This window comes from Oerskovia sp. NPDC057915 (genome assembly GCF_042887685.1).
In the GTDB taxonomy this organism is placed as follows: domain Bacteria; phylum Actinomycetota; class Actinomycetes; order Actinomycetales; family Cellulomonadaceae; genus Oerskovia.
The window spans coordinates 23,051-47,586 of the sequence record NZ_JBHVOS010000030.1; the positions used below are offsets into that span (position 1 = coordinate 23,051).

General features: G+C 74.8%; 14 protein-coding genes and 1 pseudogene. 13 read left to right on the forward strand and 2 right to left on the reverse strand.

Annotation, left to right across the window (positions count from 1 at the left end; genetic code table 11):
• The first annotated feature begins 12 nt into the window (after window positions 1-12).
• Window positions 13-4,170, forward strand: a complete 4,158-nt coding sequence (locus ACFVQ3_RS17285) for an SCO7613 C-terminal domain-containing membrane protein (protein ID WP_387641662.1) — start codon at window positions 13-15, stop codon at window positions 4,168-4,170.
• Between the two features lie 99 nt (window positions 4,171-4,269).
• On the opposite strand, the gene ACFVQ3_RS17290 is transcribed toward ACFVQ3_RS17285, so the two are convergent.
• Window positions 4,270-4,743, reverse strand: a complete 474-nt coding sequence (locus tag ACFVQ3_RS17290) for an Lrp/AsnC family transcriptional regulator (RefSeq protein ID WP_193719117.1) — start codon at window positions 4,741-4,743, stop codon at window positions 4,270-4,272.
• Between the two features lie 159 nt (window positions 4,744-4,902).
• On the opposite strand from ACFVQ3_RS17290, the gene pdhA reads away from it, so the two are divergent.
• The 11 genes and pseudogenes from pdhA to ACFVQ3_RS17345 all read left to right on the forward strand — a co-directional run bounded on the left by pdhA (window position 4,903) and on the right by ACFVQ3_RS17345 (window position 18,939).
• A complete protein-coding gene (gene pdhA / locus ACFVQ3_RS17295; protein ID WP_387641665.1) occupies window positions 4,903-6,069 on the forward strand; it encodes a pyruvate dehydrogenase (acetyl-transferring) E1 component subunit alpha in 1,167 nt (388 codons plus the stop codon).
• Window positions 6,066-7,094, forward strand: a complete 1,029-nt coding sequence (locus ACFVQ3_RS17300; RefSeq protein WP_387641667.1) for an alpha-ketoacid dehydrogenase subunit beta — start codon at window positions 6,066-6,068, stop codon at window positions 7,092-7,094. Before pdhA ends, ACFVQ3_RS17300 begins: the two co-directional genes overlap by 4 nt.
• Window positions 7,094-9,283 (forward strand): dihydrolipoamide acetyltransferase family protein, encoded by a 2,190-nt coding sequence (locus tag ACFVQ3_RS17305; protein WP_387641670.1) that lies wholly within the window; start codon window positions 7,094-7,096, stop codon window positions 9,281-9,283. Before ACFVQ3_RS17300 ends, ACFVQ3_RS17305 begins: the two co-directional genes overlap by 1 nt.
• Before the next feature lie 59 nt (window positions 9,284-9,342).
• Window positions 9,343-10,971, forward strand: a complete 1,629-nt coding sequence (locus ACFVQ3_RS17310; RefSeq protein WP_387641706.1) for a carboxyl transferase domain-containing protein — start codon at window positions 9,343-9,345, stop codon at window positions 10,969-10,971.
• Window positions 10,972-11,024: 53 nt separating this feature from the next.
• A complete protein-coding gene (locus ACFVQ3_RS17315; RefSeq protein ID WP_387641709.1) occupies window positions 11,025-13,301 on the forward strand; it encodes an acetyl/propionyl/methylcrotonyl-CoA carboxylase subunit alpha in 2,277 nt (758 codons plus the stop codon).
• The gene (locus ACFVQ3_RS17320; protein ID WP_387641673.1) at window positions 13,298-14,479 is read left to right on the forward strand and encodes an acyl-CoA dehydrogenase family protein; all 1,182 of its coding nucleotides are present in this window, start codon (window positions 13,298-13,300) and stop codon (window positions 14,477-14,479) included. Before ACFVQ3_RS17315 ends, ACFVQ3_RS17320 begins: the two co-directional genes overlap by 4 nt.
• A gap of 100 nt (window positions 14,480-14,579) precedes the next feature.
• Window positions 14,580-15,047 (forward strand): annotated as a pseudogene (locus ACFVQ3_RS17325) (MaoC family dehydratase); the annotation flags it as partial.
• Window positions 15,048-15,259: 212 nt separating this feature from the next.
• Window positions 15,260-16,165, forward strand: a complete 906-nt coding sequence (locus tag ACFVQ3_RS17330; protein WP_387641675.1) for an HpcH/HpaI aldolase/citrate lyase family protein — start codon at window positions 15,260-15,262, stop codon at window positions 16,163-16,165.
• A gap of 128 nt (window positions 16,166-16,293) precedes the next feature.
• The gene (locus ACFVQ3_RS17335) at window positions 16,294-17,034 is read left to right on the forward strand and encodes a CoA transferase subunit A (protein WP_387641711.1); all 741 of its coding nucleotides are present in this window, start codon (window positions 16,294-16,296) and stop codon (window positions 17,032-17,034) included.
• A gap of 1 nt (window position 17,035) precedes the next feature.
• Window positions 17,036-17,782 carry a 3-oxoacid CoA-transferase subunit B gene (locus tag ACFVQ3_RS17340; protein ID WP_387641677.1) on the forward strand — a complete coding sequence of 249 codons (747 nt, stop codon included), beginning with the start codon at window positions 17,036-17,038 and terminating at the stop codon, window positions 17,780-17,782.
• Window positions 17,779-18,939: an acetyl-CoA C-acyltransferase gene (locus ACFVQ3_RS17345; protein WP_387641680.1), complete on the forward strand. Its 1,161-nt coding sequence runs from the start codon at window positions 17,779-17,781 to the stop codon at window positions 18,937-18,939. Before ACFVQ3_RS17340 ends, ACFVQ3_RS17345 begins: the two co-directional genes overlap by 4 nt.
• 214 nt (window positions 18,940-19,153) lie before the next feature.
• On the opposite strand, the gene ACFVQ3_RS17350 is transcribed toward ACFVQ3_RS17345, so the two are convergent.
• A complete protein-coding gene (locus tag ACFVQ3_RS17350) occupies window positions 19,154-22,012 on the reverse strand; it encodes a flippase-like domain-containing protein (RefSeq protein WP_387641683.1) in 2,859 nt (952 codons plus the stop codon).
• Window positions 22,013-22,684: 672 nt separating this feature from the next.
• Between ACFVQ3_RS17350 and ACFVQ3_RS17355 the strand changes: the two genes are divergently transcribed.
• Window positions 22,685-24,325 (forward strand): ABC transporter substrate-binding protein, encoded by a 1,641-nt coding sequence (locus ACFVQ3_RS17355; protein WP_387641685.1) that lies wholly within the window; start codon window positions 22,685-22,687, stop codon window positions 24,323-24,325.
• Window positions 24,326-24,536 lie beyond the last annotated feature (211 nt).

Consider the following 24,536-nt stretch of genomic DNA (forward strand, 5'->3'; position numbering starts at 1 on the left):
CATGATGTGCCCATGAGCGAACAGTGGGTCGAGGTCGCGACGTCGCGGCTTCGCGACCAGCACGCCTGCCCGGGCTGCGGAGCCGTCCTGACGTCGGCCCGCTGCGGTGACTGCGGTCTGGCCCTGACGGGCCCCTGGGCCGTCGAGGTGCTCCGGGCGTCCCGTGAGGCGGCCTTCGCGCTCGAGCGTCGGGCCTCGGCGCTGGGTGCGCTGCGCGCGCTGAGCACGGCCGAGGAGCGCGGGCCCGCGCCGGTCGGGCCCGGACGCCCGCGCCCCATCGCGCCGCGGCCGCTGACGCCCGTGCACGCCGGTGGCGCGACGCCGACCGCCGCCATGGGCAGGGCCGAGGTCTCGTCCCCGGCCCGTTCGAGCCTCGGGCTCCAGCCCATCCTCGCGAGCGCCGGGGCGGGCCTGCTCGCGGTCGCCACGATCGTGTTCGTCTTCTTCACGCTTGCCGACGACCTCGCGGTCCGTGCCCTCGTCACGGGCGTCGTGACGCTCCTCGCACTCTCGACGGCCGCGTTCCTGCGCACGCGCGGGATGGGTGCGTCGGCCGAGTCGATCGGTGCGCTCGGTGTCGTGCTGCTCCTCGTCGACGTCGAGCTCGTCGTGAGCGCGCGCCTGCTGGGCGGGGCCGACCCGGCGATCGTGCGGGGTGTCCTGCTGCTCCTGGTCGTCGTCGGCCTCCTGGCCGCCGGTCACCGGGTCCGCATGCGGAGCTGGGTCGCGGCCGGGCTGATCCTCAGCCCGGTCGTGCCCGTGATCCTCGCGGGGGCGTTCGACGGCCTGACCGCGTCGACGTTCGCCGCCTACTCGGTCGCCCTCCTGGCCGCCTCGCTCGTGACCGTGCTCGACCTGCCGTTCCTGCGCCGCTCGCGCGAGCGGCTCGGGTCGCCCCTGACCCTCGAGCAGACCGTGCTCGACGTCGTGCGGTTCCTCGCGTTCCCCACCGCCGTCGGCCTGGCGCTGCTCGTGCCCCCGGTCCCGGGGGTCCCGGGCTGGAGCGGTGCCGCCCTGCTCGTGCTGGTCGCTGCGGGCGCGGCGTGCGTGCTGGCCCGCTCCACGGGACAGCGCGTGTGGTGGTGCGCGGCGGGAGGGGCGACGGTCCTCGCGGGGGTTCTCCTCGGTATCGGCTCCCATCCCGCGTGGCTGGGGACCGCGCCCGTCGCCGGGCTGCTCGCGGGGGTCGTCCTGGTCGGCGTCGCGACGCGGGCCCGGACGGCCCGTCGGACCCGAGCGGCGCTCGTGGCGGGAGGGGCGGCCGTGCTCGGCCTCGCCGCGCTGCCTGCGGCGGCGTACGGGCTGACGGGCCTGCTCGTGCCGGTCTCGACGATCCGGCCCACGGGCACCACGTGGTCGTTCACGACGGACCGCCTCGCCGAGGTCGGGACGCTCGACGACGCCGCGTCCACGGCCGCGCTCGTCGGGGTCGCGGCCCTGCTGCTCGCGATGCTCGGGGTCGGCCGCCTGAGGCTGGGGACGACAGGATCGGAGCCGACCGGCCCGGTGGGCCCCGACGAGGCGCGCGAGGCCGGGTCGGTGGCGACCTCCTCGGTGGCGACCGCACCGTCGGCGCCGACGACGACCGTTCCGACGGCGACCGCGCCGACGGTCTCTGCCCGGACGGGTCTCGTGGGCGCCGCAGGGGAGGCGGCGCCGTGGACCGCTCTCGTGCTCGTGCTCGGGGTGGCGCTGCACCCGGCCTGGGCCGCGGTCACCAGCTTCGTGGCCCTCGCGGTCCTCGCGCTCGCGCTGTTCGTCGTGGCGGGCCGGTTCGCGCAGGCGCGGCGGGCATCGACCGTCGCGACTCCGGCCGTCGCGACTCGGACCGTCGCGACGCCCGTCGCCGCGTCGCCGTCCGCGCCCGCGACCGCGACCCAGGAGACGCCCGCCCGTAGGACCCGTGCCCCGTGGCCCCTGGGGGCCTGGGCCGCTGCCGCGCTCACGGGCGCCTTCGTCGCGACGGGGCTCGCGGCCCTCGTGTCCTGGGCGGCGCGCCCGACCGTCGTGCTGAGCGGCGCCGTCGTGCTCGCGCTGCTGCTGTTCGCGCGCCGCACGGTCCCCGCCCCGGCGCACCCGTTCCTCGTGGGGGGCGGCTACGCGTACGCGCTGCTGGTCCTCGGGACGACGCTCGGCTGGGCGGGCCTCGGCACGACGGAGGCCGTCGCGGTCGTGTCGGTCACGGCCTCGGTCGTCGCGATCGTCGTCACGCGGGTCCGCGCGGTGGGGCAGCCGTCGTGGTGGGCCGTGCTCGTCACGACGTCGGTGCCCTTCCTGATGGGCGTCGCGACCGTGCTCGACGAGCGCAGCTGGTGGTCCGCCACCGCTGCGGCGACCATGCTCGCGCTCGAGGGCGTGCTCGTCCTGACCCGTCGGTCCGAGATGGCGCGCGCGGTCCGCGTGGCCGCGGCGGGGCTCCTGCTCCCGACGGCGTCGGTCGTCCTGGTCTGCCTCGGCGCCGAGCTCGTGCCCGGCAGCGCGTCGCCCGTGGTGCTGCCTCTCGTCGCGATACTGACCGCCGCGGCCGTGGTCGGGGTGCCGTCCGCCCAGGCGTACCTGACCGCGCGGGGGCTCCCGGACCGGCACGTGCTCGACGCCGGACGTGCGGTCGAGGTGAGCGTGCTCGTGACCGCGTCCCTCACGGTCGTGCTCGCCCTGGTGCGCGTCGCGGCAGGACCCGAGACCGCGGCCGTCGTGCTCCTCGTCCTCGGGGCGGGGGCTGCGGTCGTCGCCGGACGACCGTCCCGCCGCTGGGCGTGGTGGGTCGCGGGCGGGCTGTGGGTCGGTGCCCTGTGGTCGTTGCTCGCCCTGCTCGACGTCGGGCTCGTCGAGGCGTACACGGCACCGCCCGCGCTCGCGGCCGTGGTCGTCGGCGGGCTCCTGGCCCGGCGTTCCCCCACGGGCAGGCACCTGGCTGCGTGCGGGCTCGGGCTGCTCGTCCTGCCCTCGCTGCTCGTGTCGATCCTCGTGCCCGAGGGGGACGCGTGGCGCAACCCCACGATCCTCGCGCTCGGCCTGCTCCTCGTCGCAGCCGGTGAGACGGCTCGCCGCCTCGCGGCGCGGGGCACCCGCGTGAGCGCCACCTGGGCGGCCGACGCCGCGTCGCGCCTCGCGCTCGCCGCGATCCTCGCGTCGGTCGCGGGCCTCGTCGCGGCGCTCCAGTCGACCCAGGCGGCCGGGGACGCCGACCCGACCCGCGTCTACCTCGTCGCGCTCGCCTGGTCCGCGGCGGGGGCCGCGCTCTCGGCGCTCGCAGGTGACCGCCTCGTCGCCGCGGTCGCGCCCTGGGGTGATGCCCGCCGGGAGACCGAGGAGCCCGACGGCGCCGCTCCCCACCCGCTCGACCCGACCCTTCGCCGGTGGTGGGCCGCGCCCGCGCTGGTGCTCGCCGTCGTCGGGCCGGTCGGTGCCGTGGGGCAGAGCTGGACCGTGATCGCCCTCGCGTGGCTCGTCGAGGTCGCGCTGCTCGTGCTCGTGGTGCACACCGTGCGCCGCGCCGTGGCGACCCGCCGCCGCGAGGACCTGCGGTGGCCGCCCACGTGGTTCGTGTGGGCGCTCGCGCTCACCGCCGCGATCGGTGCGTGGAGCCCGCGCGAGCTGCGCGTCGAGGTCTTCTCGCTGCCGCTCGGTGCAGGCCTGCTCGTCGCGGGGTACCTGGCGTTCGCGGCGACGACGCGGGCGGTCGCCCTGGCGGGAGGCGGGGACTCCGGGGAAGGTGGGGCGGCTGCGGCTGCGGCTGCGGCGGGGGCCGGTGGGCCGGTCGGGGTGCCGGTCGTGACGCGGCCCCGGCTCGCCGACTGGCCGGTCGGGTACGCCGGGTCGTGGCGCACCCTTGCCGTGGGGATCGCGGCGACGCTCGGGCCGTCCGTCCTCGCGACCTCCACCGATGCCCGGACGTGGCGGGCGGTGCTCGTCATCGGGCTCGCGCTCGCGGCCGTGCTGGTCGGGACGCGGTTCCACCTCGCCGCGCCGTTCGTGCTCGGCGTCGTGGTGCTGCCGATCGAGATCCTCGTGGTGTTCGTCGGCCAGCTCGGCACGGCCGTCTCGGCCGGGCCGTGGATGCTGACCCTGACGGCCGCCGGCGGGCTGCTGCTCATCATCGCGGTGTACTACGAGCGGCGCATGGCCGCGTTCGACGGCGCCGCGGCATACCTGCGCGACCTGCGGTAGGGGAGGGCCACCCGTCTCACGGCCTGGCGGGGCTCGGCGGGGCCAGCGCGGCCTGGCCCGGCCTGGCGGGGCCCGGCGCGGACCGTCCCCGGGGCCGCCCTAGAGGGTCTTGCGGGCCCGCTCGATCAAGGGGCGCACCCGGTACGGGATGAGCTCGCCCATCGAGAGCGACGTCTCGGTGCGCTCGACCCCGTCGATCGCGAGGATCGCCGCGTCGATGCGGAACAGGTGGTCCGTGGTGCGGCACGCGACCAGGACCCGCAGGTCCGAGGTTCCGCTGCGCCCGTGCGCCTGGAGGACCTCGGGGATCTCCGCGAGCGTCGCGACGATGCGACCGAGCTCCTTCTGCTTGACCTCGACCTCGATGAACGCGGTCAGCGGGTGGCCCAGGAACTCCGGGCTGATGCGCCGGTCGAAGTCGAGGAACGCCCCGGCCTCCTCGAGGTGGGCCATGCGCGCGTGCACCGTGTTCCGTGAGAGCCGCAGGCGCTCGGCCAGCGCCACGATCGTGCCGCGCGGGTCCTTCGCGAGCGCGACGAGGAGATCGAGGTCGACGGCATCGTAGCTGCGCACATTGTTCAGCCTAGCCCGACATCCGGGAGCAGACCGCGCAGCCTTTCCGCAATGACTGGAGCCATGTGCGGGGCGGGGTTACGTTCGCGGTATCCGGTGCTCGACGGTGAGCGGCGGGGTGCTCGACGACGAGCACGGGAGCAGACGCGAGGTGACGCGATGACGCCCAGCAAGGTGGACAGCCGTGTCGAGCCGCGGACGACACAGGACGTCGTCCAGGTGCTCGACGAGGCCGGTGCACGCCACGGATCGGCGGAGCAGGACCGGTGGCTGGAAGGACTCGACGCAGACCCCGCGGCGGCCCTTCGACTGTACGAGGACATGGTCGTGGTGCGTCGGATCGACGCCGAGGCCACGGCTCTCCAGCGGCAGGGCGAGCTCGCGCTGTGGCCCCCGCTCCTGGGGCAGGAGGCCGCGCAGATCGGCTCGGGCCGGGCGTTGCGCGCCGACGACTTCGTGTTCTCGAGCTATCGCGAGCACGCCGTGGCGTACACGCGGGGCGTCGCGCTCGTCGACCTCGTGCGGGTGTGGCGCGGCGTGACGGCGTCGGGCTGGGACCCGTACGCCGTGAACATGGCGACGCCGCAGGTCATCATCGGCGCCCAGACGCTGCACGCGACGGGCTACGCGATGGGCATCCAGAACGACGGCGCCGACGCCGTCGCGGTCGCCTACCTGGGTGACGGCGCCATGAGCCAGGGAGACGTCAACGAGGCGTTCGTGTTCGCCGCGACCTACCGGGCGCCCGTGGTGTTCCTGTGCCAGAACAACCAGTGGGCGATCTCCGAGCCCGTGACGCTCCAGTCGCCCGTGCCGCTCGTGGACCGCGCCGCGGGCTTCGGTCTCCCGGGCGTGCGCGTCGACGGCAACGACGTCCTCGCGGTGCACGCCGTGACGCACGAGGCCCTCGACCGGGCCCGCACGGGCGGTGGGCCGACGTTCATCGAGGCGGTGACCTACCGCATGGGCCCGCACACCACGGCCGACGACCCCACGCGCTACCGCGACCCCGCCGAGCTCCAGACGTGGGCGGGGCGCGACCCGATCTCCCGCTACCGGGCCTACCTGACCGACCGCGGCCTGCTGACCGAGGCCGAGGAGACGCGCGTCCAGGGCGTGGCGGACCGGGCCGCGGCCGAGCTGCGTGCGGGGTGCATCGGGCTCGAGGACCCGTCGGCGCTCTCGATCTTCGACCACGTGTACGCCGAGCCGCACGCGGCGCTCGCGGCCGAGCGCGCCGCGTACGCGCAGTACCTGGAGGGGTTCGCCGACTCCCCGGAGCCCGGCGCCCCCAGCACTCCCGACGCGAAGGACGGTGCCCGATGACCACCCTGACGCTCGCCAAGGCCCTCAACGCGGGCCTGCGCCGCTCGCTCGCGAACGACGACAAGGTCGTCGTCATGGGCGAGGACGTCGGCCGCCTCGGCGGCGTCTACCGCGTGACGGACGGCCTCCAGACCGAGTTCGGCCCGCGTCGCGTGCTGGACACGCCGCTCGCGGAGTCGGGCATCCTCGGCACGGCCGTGGGGCTCGCGTACCGCGGCTACCGGCCGGTGTGCGAGATCCAGTTCGACGGGTTCGTCTACGTCGCGTTCGACCAGATCGTGTCCCAGCTCGCCAAGATGCACGCCCGCACGGGCGGCGCGGTGCGCCTGCCGATCACGATCCGCATCCCCGTGGGCGGCGGCCTGGGGGCGGCCGAGCACCACTCGGAGTCGCCCGAGGCGTACTTCGCGCACACCGCGGGCCTGCGGGTCGTGACGGTCTCGGACCCGCAGGACGCGTACACCGTGCTCCAGCAGGCCATCGCGTGCGACGACCCGGTCGTCTTCTTCGAGCCCAAGCGCCGCTACCACCTCAAGGGCGAGGTCAACGAGGCGGCGGACCTGCGCTCGGCCGACCCCATGGACGCGGCGCGCGTCGTCGTGCCGGGCACGGACGTCACGCTGGTGACGTTCGGGTCGCTCGTCACGACGGCCCGGGACGCCGCGCTCGCGGCCGCCGACGAGGGCGTGTCGGTCGAGGTCGTGGACCTGCGCTCGCTCTCGCCGATCGACCACGCGACGGTCGCGGCGTCGGTCCGCAGGACGGGGCACCTGGTCGTCGCGCACGAGGCCCCGCACCAGGTGGGCCTGGGTGCCGAGGTCGCCGCGGCGGCGACCGAGCGTTGCTTCGACCACCTCGAGGCCGCTCCGGTGCGGGTCACGGGGCACGACGTCCCGTACCCGCCCGCGAAGGCCGAGCAGCACCAGGTCCCGGACCTGGACCGGATCCTCGACGGCGTCGACCGGGTCCTGGGGCGCGGGGCGTACGCGTCGGAGTACGCGTCGTTCGAGGGGGCGGCACGGTGATGAGCATCCGCGAGTTCCTCCTGCCCGACCTCGGCGAGGGTCTCACCGAGTCCGACCTCGTGAGCTGGCACGTCGCCGCGGGCGACCGGGTCGAGCTCAACCAGGTCATCGCGGAGGTCGAGACGGCCAAGGCCCTGGTCGACCTCCCGTCGCCCTATGCGGGTGTCGTCACGGTCCTGCACGCCGAGCCGGGGCAGACGGTCAACGTCGGCGAGCCGCTCGTGACGTTCGAGGTCCCGGACGAGGCCGGGGGGCCGGGCGCAGTGCCCGCCGCCGGGCGGTCGGCCGGCGGTGCTCGTGCGGGACGTAGGGCAGGCGGTGCCGGGAACCCGTCGCCCGACGGCGCCACTCCCGATCGTTCGTCGGCCGCCGCGTCCGCAGTGGTCGCCGTGCCCGACGGCGCCACGCCCGATGGGCTCGACGCCAGCGGTCTCACGCGCGACGGCGTCGCCCCCGCGGGTTCGTCGGCGGCCGCGTCCGCCGTGGTCGCCACGCCCGACGGCGCCACGCCCGGTGGTCTCACGGCCGGCGGCGGCCAGGACGCGGCCGAGGAGGCGCCCCAGCCGAACCTCGTCGGGTACGGCGCGCGACCGGAACGTTCGGGCCGACCCACGCGGCGAGCACGTCGGTCCCCGGCTCCGGCCACTGCCGAGATGCGGCCAGCTGGGGTCGAGAGCAGGGGCAGCACCCCAGATGGCCGCATCTCGGCGGACGGGGTCGAGCACGGGCAGCGTTCCGACGACGACATGGCCGGAGCGGGAGCCGGAGCCGGAGCCGCTGCCGGTAGCGGTCCGGGGACGGGGGGCGGTGCGAGCGCAGCAGCGGGCGCGAGCCCCGGCACGCCCCCCATCGAGCGCCCCCGCTCGACCCCGCCCGTGCGCCGGCTGGCCAAGCAGCTCGGGGTCCACCTCGAACGGGTCGTCGGGACCGGCGCTCGCGGCCTCGTGACCCGCGAGGACGTCCTCGCGGCCGTGAGCTGTGCGCAGGACGGGTCCCGCGAGGGGACCGAGACCGGGACCGGGCAGGGGTCCGCAGGCGGTCGACGCGCAGGCACGGGCCGGGAGCGCAACGGCGTCCACGGTCTCCCGAGCGACGCGTCGAGGGGACCGGCGTCCCGAGGCTTCGGCACCGCGGGCCCGGCCGACGGGTGGGACGACGATGAAGGTGCCGACGCCGACGAGCCCACGCCCCGCACCACGGGCCGCCACGCACCGACCTCGCTGCGCGACCTCCTCGGTCAGTCCGGGCTGGCCCGCGCGGCCTCCCGTCGCGCCGGCGGGTTCCCGCTGCCCGGGACGAGCGCCACGCCGGCCGAACCCGGCAGCGGGAGGGTCCAGGCGCCGTCGGGCGGGGAGAGCACGAGCGACGCCGGTCGCTCGACGCACGCCACGCCGTCGAGGGGCGAGACGCGCACGCCCGTGCGCGGCGTGCGCAAGCACACCGCCGCCGCAATGGTCGCGAGCGCGTTCACCGCGCCCCACGCGACCGTGTTCCTCACGCTCGACGTGACGCCCTCGACCGACCTCCTCGACCGGCTCCGGACCCACCCGCTCGCCCGCGGGACCCGGGTCACGGTCCTGGCGCTCGTCGCGCGGGCGCTGTGCGTCGTGCTCCCGCGGCACCCCTCGCTCGCCAGCCGGTGGGAGGACCTGCCGGACGGGGGTGCGGAGATCGTCCACAGCCCGCGCGTCCACCTGGGGATAGCGGTCGCGACCGAGCGAGGGCTCGTCGTGCCGCACGTGCCCGACGCGCACGCGCTCGGGCTCACGGGGCTGGCGCAGGCGCTCGCGGACCTCACCGCGACGGCCCGCAGCGGACGTACCGCGCCCGAGCGGCTCACGGGCGCGACCATCACGATCACCAACGTCGGGGTGTTCGGCGTCGACGCCGGTACACCGATCCTGGTGCCGGGCGAGGCCGCGATCCTGGGCGTCGGAGCCGTGCGCAAGCGCCCCTGGGAGCACGAGGGGCAGGTCGCGCTGCGCGACGTCCTGACGCTGAGCCTGTCGTTCGACCACCGCGTGGTCGACGGCGAGCAGGGCGCCCGCTTCCTCGCCGAGCTCGGGGCGCTGCTCGCGGACCCCGCGCTCGCGCTGCTCCTGGTGGGCGACCCGGGCGACCCGGGCGACCCGGGCACCCCCGCGACCCCCGACACCCCCGGCACCTCCCGGACGGGGGCGACCTCGTGACCACGACCCTGCCGGCCACCGGGGCGGCCCGCCCCGGCGACCCGGGCGTCGGCGACGTCCTGGGCACGACCGTCGACCCGTCCTCGCCGGCGGCCCGCGCGAACGACGCAGCCCAGCGCGCGCTCGTCGCCGGGCTGCGAGAGCGCACGGCACGGGCAGCGCTCGGCGGCCCCGAGCCGTCCCGCGTCCGGCACGTCGCGCGCGGCAAGCTGCTGCCGCGCGAGCGCGTCGAGCACCTGCTCGACGAGGGCAGCCCGTTCCTGGAGATCGCGCCGCTCGCGGCCGAGGGGATGCTGGGCGGCGAGTGGCCCGGGGCGGGCGTGATCGCGGGGATCGGGGTCGTCGAGGGGCGGCGGGTGCTGGTCGTGTGCAACGACGCGACCGTCAAGGGCGGCACGTACCACCCGCTCACGGTCAAGAAGCACCTGCGGGCCCAGGAGATCGCGCTCGAGAACCGGCTGCCGTGCATCTACCTGGTCGACTCGGGCGGCGCGTTCCTCCCGCTCCAGGCCGAGGTGTTCCCCGACCGCGACCACTTCGGGCGGATCTTCTACCACCAGGCCCGGCTCTCGGCCGCGGGCGTCCCGCAGATCGCGGCGGTCCTGGGCTCGTGCACCGCGGGCGGTGCGTACGTGCCCGCGATGAGCGACGAGACCGTGATCGTGCGGAACCAGGGCACGATCTTCCTGGGTGGCCCGCCGCTCGTGAAGGCCGCGATCGGCGAGGTCGTCACGGCCGAGGAGCTCGGCGGCGGTGACCTGCACGCGCGCCGCTCGGGCGTCACGGACCACCTCGCCGACGACGACGAGCACGCGCTCGCGATCGTGCGACGCATCGTCTCGACGCTCCCGCCCGACCCCGCACCCGCGTGGGCCGTGGAGCGGAGCGCCCCGCCCGTCGTCGGGCAGGACGAGCCCGGCGGACCGGGCGAGAGCCTGTACGGCGCGGTGCCGGTCGACGTCCAGGCGCCGTACGACGCGCGCGAGATCGTCGCGCGGCTCGTCGACGGCAGCGTGTTCCACGAGTTCAAGCGCGAGTACGGCGACACCCTGGTGACGGGGTTCGCGCACCTGCACGGGCACCCGGTGGGGATCGTCGCGAACAACGGCGTGCTGTTCAGCCCGTCGGCGCTCAAGGGCGCGCACTTCGTCGAGCTGTGCGACCAGCGCGGCATCCCGCTCGTGTTCCTCCAGAACATCTCGGGGTTCATGGTCGGGACCGACGCCGAGGCCGGGGGCATCGCCAAGGACGGCGCCAAGATGGTCACGGCCGTCGCGACGACGCGCGTGCCCAAGCTGACGGTCGTGGTCGGCGGGTCGTTCGGCGCGGGCAACTACTCGATGTGCGGGCGCGCGTACTCGCCGCGCTTCCTGTGGTCGTGGCCCGCGAGCCGGATCTCGGTCATGGGCGGCCCGCAGGCCGCGTCGGTGCTCGCGACGGTCAAGGCCGACCAGCTCGCGGCGCGCGGCGAGCGGTGGGCGCCCGACGACGAGGCCGCCTTCCGCGAGGACATCCGCTCGCGCTACGAGGAGCAGGGCGACCCGTACTACGCCACGGCCCGGCTCTGGGACGACGGTGTCATCGACCCTGCCGACACGCGCCGCGTGCTGGGGCTCGCGCTCGACGTGTGCGCCCGCATCCCGCTGGCACCGACCGAGGGCCCGCGCTTCGGGCTCTTCAGGATGTGAGGGCCGTGGACACCGTGCACCCCGCCCCGCCTGCCGCCCCGCACCCCGCCCCGCTGTCGTCAGGACCAGCGAGCACCCCGGGTCACGCCGGCCATGACGCCGCGCGGCCGTTCGGCACCGTCCTCGTCGCCAACCGTGGCGAGATCGCGTGCCGCATCATCGCGACGCTGCGCCGCCTCGGCATCCGCTCGGTCGCGGTCCACAGCGACGCCGACACCGGCGCGCGCCACGTGTCCCTCGCCGACGTCGCGGTCCGCATCGGTCCGGCCCCTGCGACCGAGTCGTACCTGAGCGTGCCCGCGATCCTCGACGCGGCCCGTGCGACGGGGGCCGACGCGATCCACCCCGGCTACGGCTTCCTGTCCGAGAACCCCGGGCTCGCGCGGGCCTGCGCGGACGCGGGCATCGTGTTCGTCGGGCCGAGCGTCGCGGCGCTCGAGGCGATGGCCGACAAGATCACGGCCAAGGAGATCGTCGCGGCGCGCGGGGTCCCGGTCGTGCCGGGCAGCACGGGGCGCGACCCTGCGACCGGCCGGGCGCTCGACGACGACGCCCTCGCCCTGGCGGCGCGCGACGTCGGCTTCCCGCTGCTGGTCAAGCCCTCGGCGGGTGGCGGTGGCAAGGGCATGCAGGTCGTGACGTCGGCCGGGGACCTCCCCGCTGCGCTCGCGAGCGCCCGGCGCGTCGCGGCCCGGTCGTTCGGCGACGGCACGCTGCTCGTCGAGCGCCTGGTCGCCCGGCCGCGCCACATCGAGGTGCAGGTGCTCGCGGACTCGCGCGGCGCCGTCGTGCACCTGGGGGAGCGCGAGTGCTCGCTCCAGCGGCGCCACCAGAAGGTCGTCGAGGAGGCGCCCTCGCCGCTGCTGGACGCCGCGACGCGCGCCCGCATCGGGGAGGCCGCGTGCGAGGTCGCGCGCAGCGTCGGCTACGAGGGCGCGGGGACCGTCGAGTTCCTCGTGCCCGCCGACGACCCGGAGACGTTCTTCTTCATCGAGATGAACACGCGGCTGCAGGTCGAGCACCCCGTGACGGAGATGGTCACGGGCCTGGACCTGGTCGAGGCCCAGCTCCGCGTCGCGGCGGGCGAGGCGCTGGGGTTCGCGCAGGAGGACGTCGTCCTGCGGGGCCACGCGGTCGAGGCCCGGGTCTACGCCGAGTCCCCGGCACGCGGGTTCCTGCCCGCGACGGGCGAGGTCCTCGCGCTCCACGAGCCCGACGGCGCCGGGTGGCGTCTCGACAGCAGCCTCACCGAGGGCCTGCGCGTCGGGGGCGACTACGACCCGTTGCTCGCGAAGGCCGTGGCGCACGGCGCCGACCGGGCCCAGGCGCTCGACCGGCTCGACCGCCTGCTCGCGGAGACGCTCGTGCTGGGGGTCGAGACCAACATCGGCTTCCTGCGGGCGCTGCTCGCGGATGCGGACGTCCGGTCCGGCGACCTCGACACGGGGCTCGTCGAGCGGTTCGTCGCGGGCGGGGGCGTGCCGTCGGACGCCGTGACGGAGAGCGACCTCGTCGCCGTCGCCCTGTTCTCTCTCGCGAGGTCGGACGCTCACGGCGTCGCGCCGCGCGCGACGGGCCCGTGGGGTGCCGACGACGGCTGGCGCCTGAACGCCGCGCCGCGCCCGCGCCGGGTCGTGCTGCTCGCCCCGACCGACGAGCCCCACGAGGTGACCGTGACGGGGGACGTGAGCGACGCCGTCGTGCACGTGGACGGGGGGCCACGACCGGGTGCGGCCCGGCGGGCCGCGCTGATGCCGGTCGTGGGGCACGCGTGGCGGCTGGTCGTGGACGGCGTGGGCGAGGCAGTGCACCTCGCGAGCGACCCCGACGGGAGCGTCTGGCTCGCGCGTGGCGACCGGGTGGTGCAGGTCGCCGTCCCGACGCGCGCCGAGCGCCTCGCACGGAGCGCTGCCGCCCGCCGCGACGCCTCCGACCGCACCGACGGCCCCGTGAGCCCCGAGGTCCGCGCGGGCATGCCCGGGACGGTCGTCGCGGTCGCCGTCGCGGACGGGGAGACCGTCGCCGCAGGGACCGTCCTCGTCGTGGTCGAGGCCATGAAGATGGAGCACGCGCTCACGGCCCCGCACGCGGGCGTCGTGCGGCTCACGGCCCGCCCGGGCGACCTCGTGCGGCGCGACGAGGTCGTCGCGCGCGTCGAACCGGAGCCCGACGACGCCGCCGCGCCCGCCCCGGCGGACGAGGCTGTCGCGTCGGACGAGGCGCCCGCCCCTGACGACCTGGCGGACCCGCCCGGCCCGCCCCCGATGCCACGACCCCAGGCCGACATCCCGGCCGTCCCCGTCCCCTCCCACACCCCAGGAGCGCCATGAACACCGAGCTCACCGACGAGCAGCGCAAGCTCAGCGACACCGTGCGCGAGTTCGCGGACACCGTCGTCGCGCCCGCCGCGTACCAGTACGACACCGAGCGCCGCCTGCCGCTCGACATCATCCGCGAGATGGGCGACCTGGGGCTGTTCGGCCTGCCGTTCCCCGTCGAGCACGGCGGCCAGGGCAAGGACTACCTGTCGCTGTGCCTCGCGGTCGAGGCCCTCGCGCGCGTCGACCAGAGCATCGCGGTCACGCTCGAGGCCGGCGTGGGGCTGGGGATCATGCCGATCGTGCGGCACGGGACCGCCGAGCAGCGCGAGCGGTGGCTGCCGGACCTCGTCACGGGCCGGGCGCTCGCGGCGTTCGGGCTGACCGAGGCGGAGGCGGGCTCGGACGCGGGGGCCACGCGCACGACGGCGCGCCACGAGCCCGGACCGGACGGCGGCAGCGTGTGGGTCATCGACGGCAGCAAGCAGTTCATCACGAACTCGGGGACGCCCATCACGAGCGTCGTCACGGTCACCGCGGTCACCGCGGAGGAGGTGCGCGACGACGGGACCGTGAAGAAGGAGCTGTCGTCGATCCTGGTGCCGTCCGGGACGGCCGGGTTCACGGTCGGCCCGGCGTACGACAAGGTCGGGTGGCACACGTCCGACACCCACCCGCTGACGTTCGAGGACGTCCGGGTCCCGGCCGAGAACCTCCTGGGCGAGCTGGGCCGCGGCTACGCGAACTTCCTGCACGCGCTCGACGAGGGGCGCATCGCGTTCGCGGCGCTCGCCACGGGGGCCGCCCAGGGCTGCCTGGAGGAGGCGCTGCGGTACGCGCGGACCCGCAACGTGTTCGGCCGCGACATCGGCTCGAACCAGCACATCGCGTTCACGCTCTCGCGCATGGCGGCCCGCGTCCACCAGGCACGGCTCTGCTACTACGACGCGGCGTCGAGGCTCGCGAACGACCTCCCCTTCAAGGTCGAGGCGTCCATCGCGAAGCTCGTGGGCAGCGAGGCGGCCATGGCGAACGCGCGCGACGCGTCGCAGATCTTCGGCGGGTACGGGTTCCTCAACGAGAACCCCGTGGCCCGCCACTACCGGGACTCCAAGGTGCTCGAGATCGGGGAGGGGACCACGGAGGTGCAGCTCATGATCATCGCGCGGGGCCTGGGGCTCTCGGCGTGAGCCGCGGTCGAGAACGAGGTCGAGGCCGACACACCGGCCAGGACGACCGCAGCCTCGTTCTCGACCGCGACCAAGGACGACCAGACGGAAGGAGTGCAGGATGCGGGAGATCGAGCAGCGCGGGCTCTACTACGACGAGCTCGAGACCGAGGTCCGCTACGTCCACAGCCCGGGCCGCACGCTGACCGAGGCCGACAACGTGCTGTTCACGACGCTGACCATGAACACCCAGTCGCTCCACCTCGACGCCGCGTGGGCCGCCGACCAGCCCTTCGGGCAGCGCCTGGTCAACTCGATGCTCACGCTCTCGACACTCGTCGGGGCCTCGGTCGCGCAGCTCACGCAGGGCACGATCGTCGCCAACCTCGGGTTCGCCGAGGTCGCGTTCCCGCACCCGGTGTTCCACGGCGACACCCTGTACTCCTCGACCGTCGTCCTGGAGAAGCGGCCGTCCGCGTCGCGGCCCGGGCAGGGCATCGTGACGCTCGAGCACCGTGGGCACAACCAGGACGGCGTGCTCGTGGCGCGCGCCGTGCGGTCCACGCTCGTGTGGATGCGGTCCGGCCACGAGGACTCCCTCGCGGGCCGCTCGTCGCGGGGAGGCACGCCCGCAGGACCGGCCGTCACCGGCACGCCCGACGACGGCGCCCACCCCGCGTGCTCGTCGGGCGGGCACCCGCGGGGAACGGTCGCGCACGGGGCGCCCGCACCCGAGGCCACCGCGCAGGGTGAGCCGGACGCGGTGGTGCGCGGCGCCGTCGGGCAGGAGGGCGGTGCACCGTGACGACCTTCGACCTGGGCCCCGCGCTCCTCTTCTGCCCCGCCGACCGGCCCGACCGGTACCGCAAGGCCGCAGACCGTGCCGACGCCGTGATCCTCGACCTCGAGGACGCCGTCGCGCCCGACGGCAAGGCAGCGGCCCGCGAGGCGCTGCTCGCCGAGCCCCTCGACCCGGCACGGACGATCGTGCGGGTCAACGCGGTCGGGACCCGGGAGCACGCCGCCGACCTGGCCGCGCTCGCCCGGACCGCGTACCGGACCGTCATGGTCCCCAAGGCCGACGAGCGGCTGCCGCTCGACCTGGGCGGGCTGCGCGTGGTCGCCCTGTGCGAGACGGCCGCGGGTGTGCTGGCGGCGCCCGCGCTGGCCCGGCGGCCGGGGGTCGTCGCACTGATGTGGGGCGCCGACGACCTGGTCGCATCGCTCGGCGGGACGTCGAGCCGGTTCCCCGACGGGACCTACCGGGACGTCGCGCGGGCCGCCCGGTCGGCGGTGCTGCTCGCGGCCGGGGCGGCAGGCATCGCCGCGATCGACGCGGTGCACCTCGCGATCGACGACCTCGACGGGCTGCGCGACGAGGCGCTCGACGCCGCGGCCGTCGGGTTCGCCGCGACCGCGTGCATCCACCCCTCGCACGTCCCCGTCGTCCGGGCCGCGTACGCACCCTCGCCCGACGCCGTCGCGGCCGCCCGCGCGCTGCTCGCCGCAGCCACCGGGCACGACGGCGTGTTCGTGCACGCCGGCGTGATGATCGACGGCCCCTCGCTGCGGCACGCCGAGGCCGTGCTGCGACGGGCGCGCGCGGCTGCCGGGACCCACGCGCCCCCGGCCGGTACCACCCAGCCCGGCGGCACGACCGCCCCCACCCCGTCCCCAGCCCTCCGCACAGGAAGCAGGCCGACATGACGACCGACGGAACCCGGCCCACGAGCGACGGCGCCCCCGCCCCCGCCCCCGGGACGACCCCGCGCGCGCCCGGCGTCCAGCACCACCACGACGCCGCCAGCGCGCTCGACGGCCTGCTGCGCGACGGCATGACGATCGCCGTCGGCGGGTTCGGCCTGTGCGGCATCCCGTCGGACCTCATCGAGGCCGTGCGCGACTCGGGCGTGCGCGGGCTCACCGTCGTGTCCAACAACATGGGCGTCGACGGCAAGGGGCTCGGGCTGCTGCTCGAGAGCGACCAGGTCGACAAGGTCCTGTCGTCCTACGTGGGCGAGAACAAGCTGTTCGCGCAGCGCTACCTCGACGGCGACCTCGAGGTCGAGTTCGTGCCGCAGGGCACGCTCGCCGAGCGGCTGCGCGCAGGCGGCGCGGGCATCCCCGCGTTCTACACCGCCACGGGCGTCGGGACACCGGTGGCCGAGGGCAAGCCCGTCGAGGAGTTCGACGGCAGGCGCTACGTCCTCGAACGCGGCATCGTCGCCGACCTGGCCCTGGTGCACGCGCACCGCGCCGACCCCTACGGCAACCTCACCTACCGGTTCACCGCCCGCAACTTCAACCCGCTCGTCGCGACGGCCGGGCGCGTGACGGTGGTCGAGGCCGAGATCCTGACCGGGGAACCCCTCGACCCCGACGTCGTCGTCACGCCCGGGATCTTCGTCGACCGGCTCGTGCCCGCACGGCCCCGGGTCAAGGACATCGAGCAGCGCACGGTGCGGCCGCGTCCGGGCGAGGTCGGCGCCGGAGCGGCCGGCGGCGCCGGAGCGGCCGGCGGCGCCGCGCCGCCCGCGCCCCTGCCCACGCCCGCCACCGCAGGAAAGGACGCCTGACATGCCCTGGGACCGGGACGAGATGGCCGCGATCGCCGCGGCCGAGCTGCACGACGGCGACTACGTGAACCTCGGGATCGGCATCCCCACGCTCGTCGCCAACCACCTGCCGCCCGGCGTGTCCATCACGCTGCAGAGCGAGAACGGGATGCTGGGCATCGGGCCGTTCCCGGTCGAGGGCGACGAGGACGCAGACCTCGTCAACGCGGGGAAGCAGACCGTCACGGCCCTGCCGGGCGCGAGCTACTTCGACTCCGCGACGTCGTTCGCCATGATCCGTGGCGGTCACGTCGACATCGCGATCCTCGGGGCCCTGGAGGTCTCCGAGACGGGAGACCTCGCCAACTGGACCGTGCCGGGCAGGCTCGTCAAGGGCATGGGCGGGGCCATGGACCTCGTCGCGGGCACGCCCCGGATCGTCGTCCTCATGGACCACGTGGCGCGCGACGGGTCGCCCAAGCTCCGGCACGAGTGCGGTCTGCCGCTCACGGGCGAGGGCGTGGTGGACCGCATCATCACGGACCGCGCGGTCTTCGACGTCCAGCCCGGCGCCGGGTCAGGGCCAGCGGGGACGCGAGATCACGGCGGTCCTGACAGCTCGCGGCGGCACCTCGTGCTGCGCGCCGTCGCACCAGGCGTGACCCTCGACGAGGTGCGTGCCGCGACCGAGGCGAGCTACGCCGTCGGGCTGGAGGAACCCGACGCCCACGCGGGGGCGACCCTCACCGGGCACCAGGAGGAGTCATGACCGTCGTCGTGGGATACGCGCGCACCCCGTTCGTCCGCTTCAACGGCGCCTTCGCGACCGTGCCCGCCGCGGTCCTCGGGGCCCACGCGCTGGGCGCGGCGCTCGCGGACGCCGGCATCACGCCCGACGACGTCGAGCTCGTCCTCGCCGGGCAGGTGCTCCAGGGCGGGGCGGGCCAGAACCCCGCACGGCAGGCCGCCGTCGGCGCGGGCGTGCCCTTCTCGGTGCCCGCGATGACGCTCAACGCGGTGTGCCTGTCGGGCATGGAGGCCGTGGTGCAGGCGCACCGGCTGATCGCCGCGGGCGAGGCGCAGGTCGTCGTGGCCGTCGGGCAGGAGTCGATGAGCCTCGCGCCGCACGCGTGGGTCGGGTCGCGGTCGGGCCAGAAGTTCGGCGACGTGACACTCGTGGACACACTCGCGCACGACGGGCTGCGCGACGCGTTCGAACGGGACTCGATGGGACTCAGCACCGAGCGGCACGGCGAGGGGCTCGCGATCAGCCGGGAGGCGCAGGACGCGTTCGCTGCGGCGTCGCACGCCCGGGCCGTCGCGGCCGCGGACTTCCTGCGGGGAGAGATCGCCCCCTTCCAGACACCGGGGCGCGGCGGCCGGCTCGTCGACGCGGACGACGGCGTGCGCGCCGACACCACGGTCGAGGTCCTGGCGCGGCTTCGCCCGGCCTTCCGCGAGGACGGCACCATCACGGCCGGGAACGCCTCGCAGATCTCCGACGGCGCCGCCGCCCTCGTGCTCGTGAGCGACGAGGAGGCCGCGCGACGCGGGCTCACCGGCGCCCGCCTCCTGGGCCACGCGCTCGTCGCCGGGCCCGACGTCTCGCTGCACGCGCAGCCCGCGAACGCGATCCTCGCGGCCTGCGGGCGAGCCGGCCTCGCGGTCGGCGAGCTGTCCGCGATCGAGATCAACGAGGCCTTCGCCGCGGTCGCCCTCGCGTCGATCGACCTGCTGGGCGTCGACCCCGCGATCGTCGACGCCCACGGCGGCGCGATCGCGCTCGGGCACCCCATCGGTGCGTCGGGGGCGCGGATCGTCGGACACCTGGCGCGGCGGCTCGCAGCGCTGGGCGGCGACGCCGTGGGCGCGGCGGCGCTGTGCGGCGGCGGGGGACAGGGCTCGGCGGTGGTGCTGCAGGGGTAGGGCCCGGCGCCCGGGGTGCCGGCGGGGCCGGGCGGCCGCCGGCCGGGTGCCGGCCCCGCCGAGTGTGCAGTTCGGGTGGTCAGCGGCCGTTGCGAACGACCCGAACTGCACACTCGACGAGGAGGGCGTCCGGGCCACGGCGGGCGGGCAGCAGCGGACGGGCTGCAGCGCGTCGTGCGGGCAGCAGCGGACGGGCGCCCGCGCGTCGTGCGGCCTACAGGTCGCCCTTGCGCTGCAGGTAGCGCATGGCGCCCCAGCCGATCGGGATACGGGCCCAGTAGGTCGCGACGCGGAACAGGATCGTGGCGGACGTAGCGATCGCGGGCGGGATCCCGGCGGCGGTCAGGCCGGCGGTCAGGGCGATCTCGATCGTGCCCAGTCCGCCGGGGGTCGGGACCGCGGCCCCCGCCGCGTTGCCGACGAGGTAGATCACGGCCACGTCGACGAGCGCGAGCTCCTGGCCGAACGCCGCGAGGGCCGCGTCGAAGGCGAGCACGTACCCGAGCGTCATGACGATGTTCCCGCCGAAGCCGAGGGCCAGTCGGCCCGGCTGGCTGAGCATCTCGGACAGTCGCGGCCACACCTGCTGCACGGTCGGCCGGATCTTCGCGAGCACCCAGCGCCGCACGGCCGGGACGAGCAGGGTCGCGATCACCGCGAGGGCGACGCCCGTGATGGCGAGCAGGACGGTCGTCGACGGCAGGCTGATGAGCCCGCCCGAGCGGGTCGTCATGGACAGGACGACGAGCAGCAGGATCGTGATGACGAACTGCGACACCTGCACCAGGGCGACGGTCGCGACGGCCATGGGGGCCGAGACGCCGCGCTTGGTCAGCATGCGCAGGTTGAGCGCAGCCGGCCCGATCCCGGCGGGAGCCGCGAGGGCGACGAACGACCCGGCCATCTGGGTGAGCGTCGCCCGGATCATGGGGAGCTTCACGGGCGAGAACGCCACGAACGTCAGGGCCGCGCCGAACCAGGTGAGGATGCCCAGCGCGAACGAGATGACCGCCCACCACGGGTTCGCCTGGGAGACGGCCTCGGTGATCTGCTGGAAGTTCATGGTCGTGACGACCACGGTCACGGCGACGATCGTCAGGGTCAGCGTGATGATCGTCCGGGCCCCGAAGCGCGTGATGCGCTGGGGCTCGACGTCGGTCTCGGGCAGCCGCTCGACGAGCGCCGCGCGCAGGTCCTTGAAGAGCGCCTTGTTGGCGCGCATCTCCTCACGCGTGCTGACGGGCAGCGCGATCGACTGGAGCAGCGGCCCGATCGCCGCGATGTCCTCGTTGGGCAGGACGTTCACGGCCGAGGCCACGGCCCGCTCGGCGCCCACGCGCAGCGCGAGCAGAGCGACCATCTGCGTCAGGTCCATGCGGCGCGACAGCTCGGACGACGCGATGTCCCCCTGCTCCCAGCCGGTCAGCCAGACCTTGACCTCGGAGTCGTCCGGGCCGTTCCGGGGGCTCAGGTCGACGGTCGCGGACCCGGTGCCCGGGCCCGTCCCGGCGGGGTGCGTCGAGGCCCCGCCCGGTTCGCCGCGGCTCACGAGCATGACGTCGGAGGTCAGGGCACGGTGCGAGAGCCCGGCGTCGTGCGCGAGCTGGATCTGGTGCCAGGCCTCGGTGAGGACGGCGTCGGTGACCTCGTCGTCGGGCAGGTCGCGCAGCGAGACCGCACCCACCGCGTGCTCCTGCACGAGGATCATCGAGTCGTCGGCCTCGGCCACGCCGAGCAGGCGTGGCGTGCGGACGCCTGCGGCGCGGGCCGCGTAGGCGAGGAGGGCGGTGCGCTCGGCCACGGCCTTGAGCGAGATCGCGGCGCGGCCCTCGATGCCGCGCAGCCGGAGGGAGCGCCAGAGCCGGGTGAGGAAGCCGACGACCTGCCGGTCGCCGTCGAGCACGACGACGTCGCGGCGCGCGCCGTCCTCGGTGAACATCGCGTAGACGCGGTTGTCCCCGGAGCGGGTCAGGGCGATGGCCGCGGGGTCCGAGGGGGCCTCGGCGGGCTCGCGGACCCCTTCTCCGAGCGCGCCCGAGAGGTGGTCACCCGTGATCCGCGCGTCAGCCGTCAGCGCGGAGTCCTCGTCGGACCCGGCGACACGGACCACGCCGACGTGCACCTCGGCCGTGATCTCGCCGTCGGCGTTGACCTCGGTGATGGGGTCCTCGGCCGCCTCGGCGAGCTCCGCGGGCTGGGACACGTCGCGGACGCGCACGAGAGCCGTGGGCGAGTAGCCGGCCCGGCGCACGCCGTCGACCAGGTGCGGGCCGTAGGCCCGTTCGCTGCGGACGCCCGACACCCAGCGCACCGTGTTGCCCGCGATGCGGCCGAGCAGGAGCGTGATGATCGCACCGGGCAGAGACACCTGGGCGGTGATGAGGACGACGCCGAGCGCGATGAACAGCAGGTTCCACGACCAGGCCACGGTGCGCCGCCTGGTGCGCGGTCCCGCCGCGGTGAGCAGCCCGCTGATCGCGGCGACGTAACCGGGGATGCTGAGGTGCCACTCGCCCCGGATCCGTACCGACAGTCCCTGGATGAGGTCGTCGGAGCCGAACGTCACCACCGAGAAGGTGACGGCGATGCCCAGGATCATGCCGAGCGCGGCGGCGGCGATCGACTCGACGACCTGTCGCCCGAGCTTGCGGATGCCCAGCTCGATCAGGACGGCCGTCGGGATCGCGAGCGTCACGAGTCCTTCGAGGACCGCGACCGGGATGAAGAGGATCCGCGCGAGGAGGTCGGAGAACCCCTGGACGTCCTCGGCGACGCCCGCGGTGGTGCCGTGCGCGTACACGGACATGAACATGACGAGCGCGACGCCCAGCGCGCACAGCACGATCCCGACGAGGTCGCTGGGATGGCGGACGCGCGCCTCGGGGGTGTCGACGACCATGACGGTCGGGTCGGTGCCGTCGCCCACCGGGCGGGGCGTCGCGAGGAACGAGCGGAACGAGCGGGGGTCCGTCACAGGATGCTCGCCGCCGGAGCGTGACCCGACCTCGTGCACCTGCGGGCGCGGCTCGGCCGTCGCCGGAGGACCGGCCGGGTCGTGAGCGCGCGCAGACATGCTTGCGAGTCTAGGGCTGGGGGCCTCGCGAGGCGCGGTATTACGCCATTCTCGGCCGGGTGATTTGCCCGCTTGGTCCCGGTGTCCGGGGTGCTTCGACGAGCGAGTGTGACCAACGTCCACCACGGCGAACGCAGGTAGCGCTCCCACCTGACCGGGGGCGACGACATGCGACGACGACGTGCGACGACGACGTGCGACGACGTGCGACGACGACGTGCGACGACGACGTGCGACGACGACGTGCGACGACGCCCACGCCCAGGCCCGGGCGTGGCACCCGCGCCCGCCGCGCCGACCGGCCACGCGCCCCCGCCGGCGTCCCGGTCGGGCGACCTGGCCGCGGGAGCCGGGCTCCGACGTCGGGCAGGGGTGGCCCGTTGGGGAGCGGCACGGATGACAGCGCTGCCACGCATGACACGACGCGCCGCGAAACAGCCGTGACGCACCGGAACGTACCCCTCGGTAACTTCACCCGTGTGACCTGTCTCACCATGTGGAGGCCGGAGTTACGACCCGGTAACAACATGACCGGAACCGCACCATCTCGCCCTTCCGAGGTGCTTGACCGAAACAACGATGTGTTAGACATCACGCACCTTGGTCACAGCGCCAGGTCGTGGGAGCGCCACCGCGCACCCACCTGACGACCCCGAAGAAGAGGTGTGACGGATGACGACCGTTTCCAGGAAGCGGCTCCTCGCCGCAACGGCGGGCATCGCCGTCGTGACGCTGACGCTCACGGCATGCGGCAGCGGCGGGAACGACGACGACGGCGGTGGCGGCGCGAGCGCCGGAGGCGCGCTGACCATCGGCACGACCGACAAGGTCACGACCCTCGACCCCGCGGGCTCCTACGACAACGGGTCCTTCGCGGTCATGAACCAGGTGTTCCCGTTCCTCCTGAACACCCCCTACGGCAGCCCCGACGTCGAGCCCGACATCGCGGAGTCCGCCGAGTTCACCGGTCCCACCGAGTACACCGTCAAGCTCAAGCCGGGCCTGAAGTTCGCCAACGGCAACGACCTCACGTCCTCCGACGTGAAGTTCACGTTCGACCGGCAGGTCGCGATCAACGACGAGAACGGCCCTGCCTCGCTGCTCTACAACCTGAGCGGGGTCGCCGCGCCTGACGACACGACCGTCGTCTTCACGCTCAAGTCCCCCGACGACCAGGTCTTCCCGCAGATCCTGTCGAGCCCGGCCGGCCCCATCGTCGACGAGGAGGTGTTCGCGGCCGACGCGCTGACGCCGGACGCCGACATCGTCTCGGGCAAGGCGTTCGCGGGCCAGTACTCGATCGCGAAGTACGACTTCAACAACCTCATCTCCTACGAGGCCAACCCCGACTACCAGGGGGTCCTCGGCCCGGCCGCGACCGCCAAGGTCAACACCAAGTACTACGCCGACGCGTCGAACCTGAAGCTGGACATCCAGGAGGGCAACATCGACGTCGCCTTCCGCAGCCTGTCTGCGACCGACATCGACGACCTGCGAGGCAACGACAAGGTCAAGGTCGTCGACGGCCCCGGCGGCGAGATCCGCTACATCACGTTCAACTTCGACTCCCAGCCCTACGGCGCCAAGGCCGAGGGGGCCGACCCGGCCAAGGCCCTCGCCGTGCGCCAGGCCGTCGCGGACCTGATCGACCGCGAGGCCATCGCGAGCCAGGTCTACAAGGGCACCTACACGCCGCTGTACTCGTACGTCCCCGCTGGCCTGACCGGCGCGGTCGAGCCCCTCAAGGAGCTCTACGGCGACGGCCAGGGCGGACCCGACGCCGACAAGGCCAAGGCTGCCCTCGAGGCCGCCGGGGTCACGGTCCCCGTCGTGCTCGACCTGCAGTACAGCAACGACCACTACGGCCCGTCCTCGGGCGAGGAGTACGCGCTCATCAAGGACCAGCTCGAGCAGAGCGGGCTGTTCACGGTCAACCTGCAGACGACCGAGTGGGTCCAGTACGCCAAGGACCGCACGGCCGACGTCTACCCGGCGTACCAGCTCGGCTGGTTCCCGGACTACTCCGACGCCGACAACTACCTCACGCCGTTCTTCCTCCAGGAGAACTTCCTCGCGAACCACTACGACGACCAGGATGTCAACGACCTGATCCTCCAGCAGGCCGCCACGCCCGACCCGGCGGCCCGCACGGCGCTCATCGAGGAGATCCAGGGCAAGGTCGCCGAGGACCTCTCGACCGTCCCGTACCTCCAGGGCGCGCAGGTCGCGATCGTGGGCACGGGTGTCGAGGGGACCGAGAAGACGCTCGACGCGTCCTTCAAGTTCCGCTACGGAGCGCTCTCGAAGGGCTGACCCCACAGGCGCTCGGGGTGGTCCGGCCGACGACGTCCGGACCACCCCGAGCACGGCGGCTCGGACCACCTCGGGCACAGGCTGCTCGGACAGCCCCGAGCGCGGCACCGGCTCGGGCCGGCCCCCGCACAGCCGGCTCGGGCCGGCCCCGAGCCCGCGCAGCAGCACCGCAGGCCACCGAGCAGCGCGGCTCGGACCACGACGAACGGAC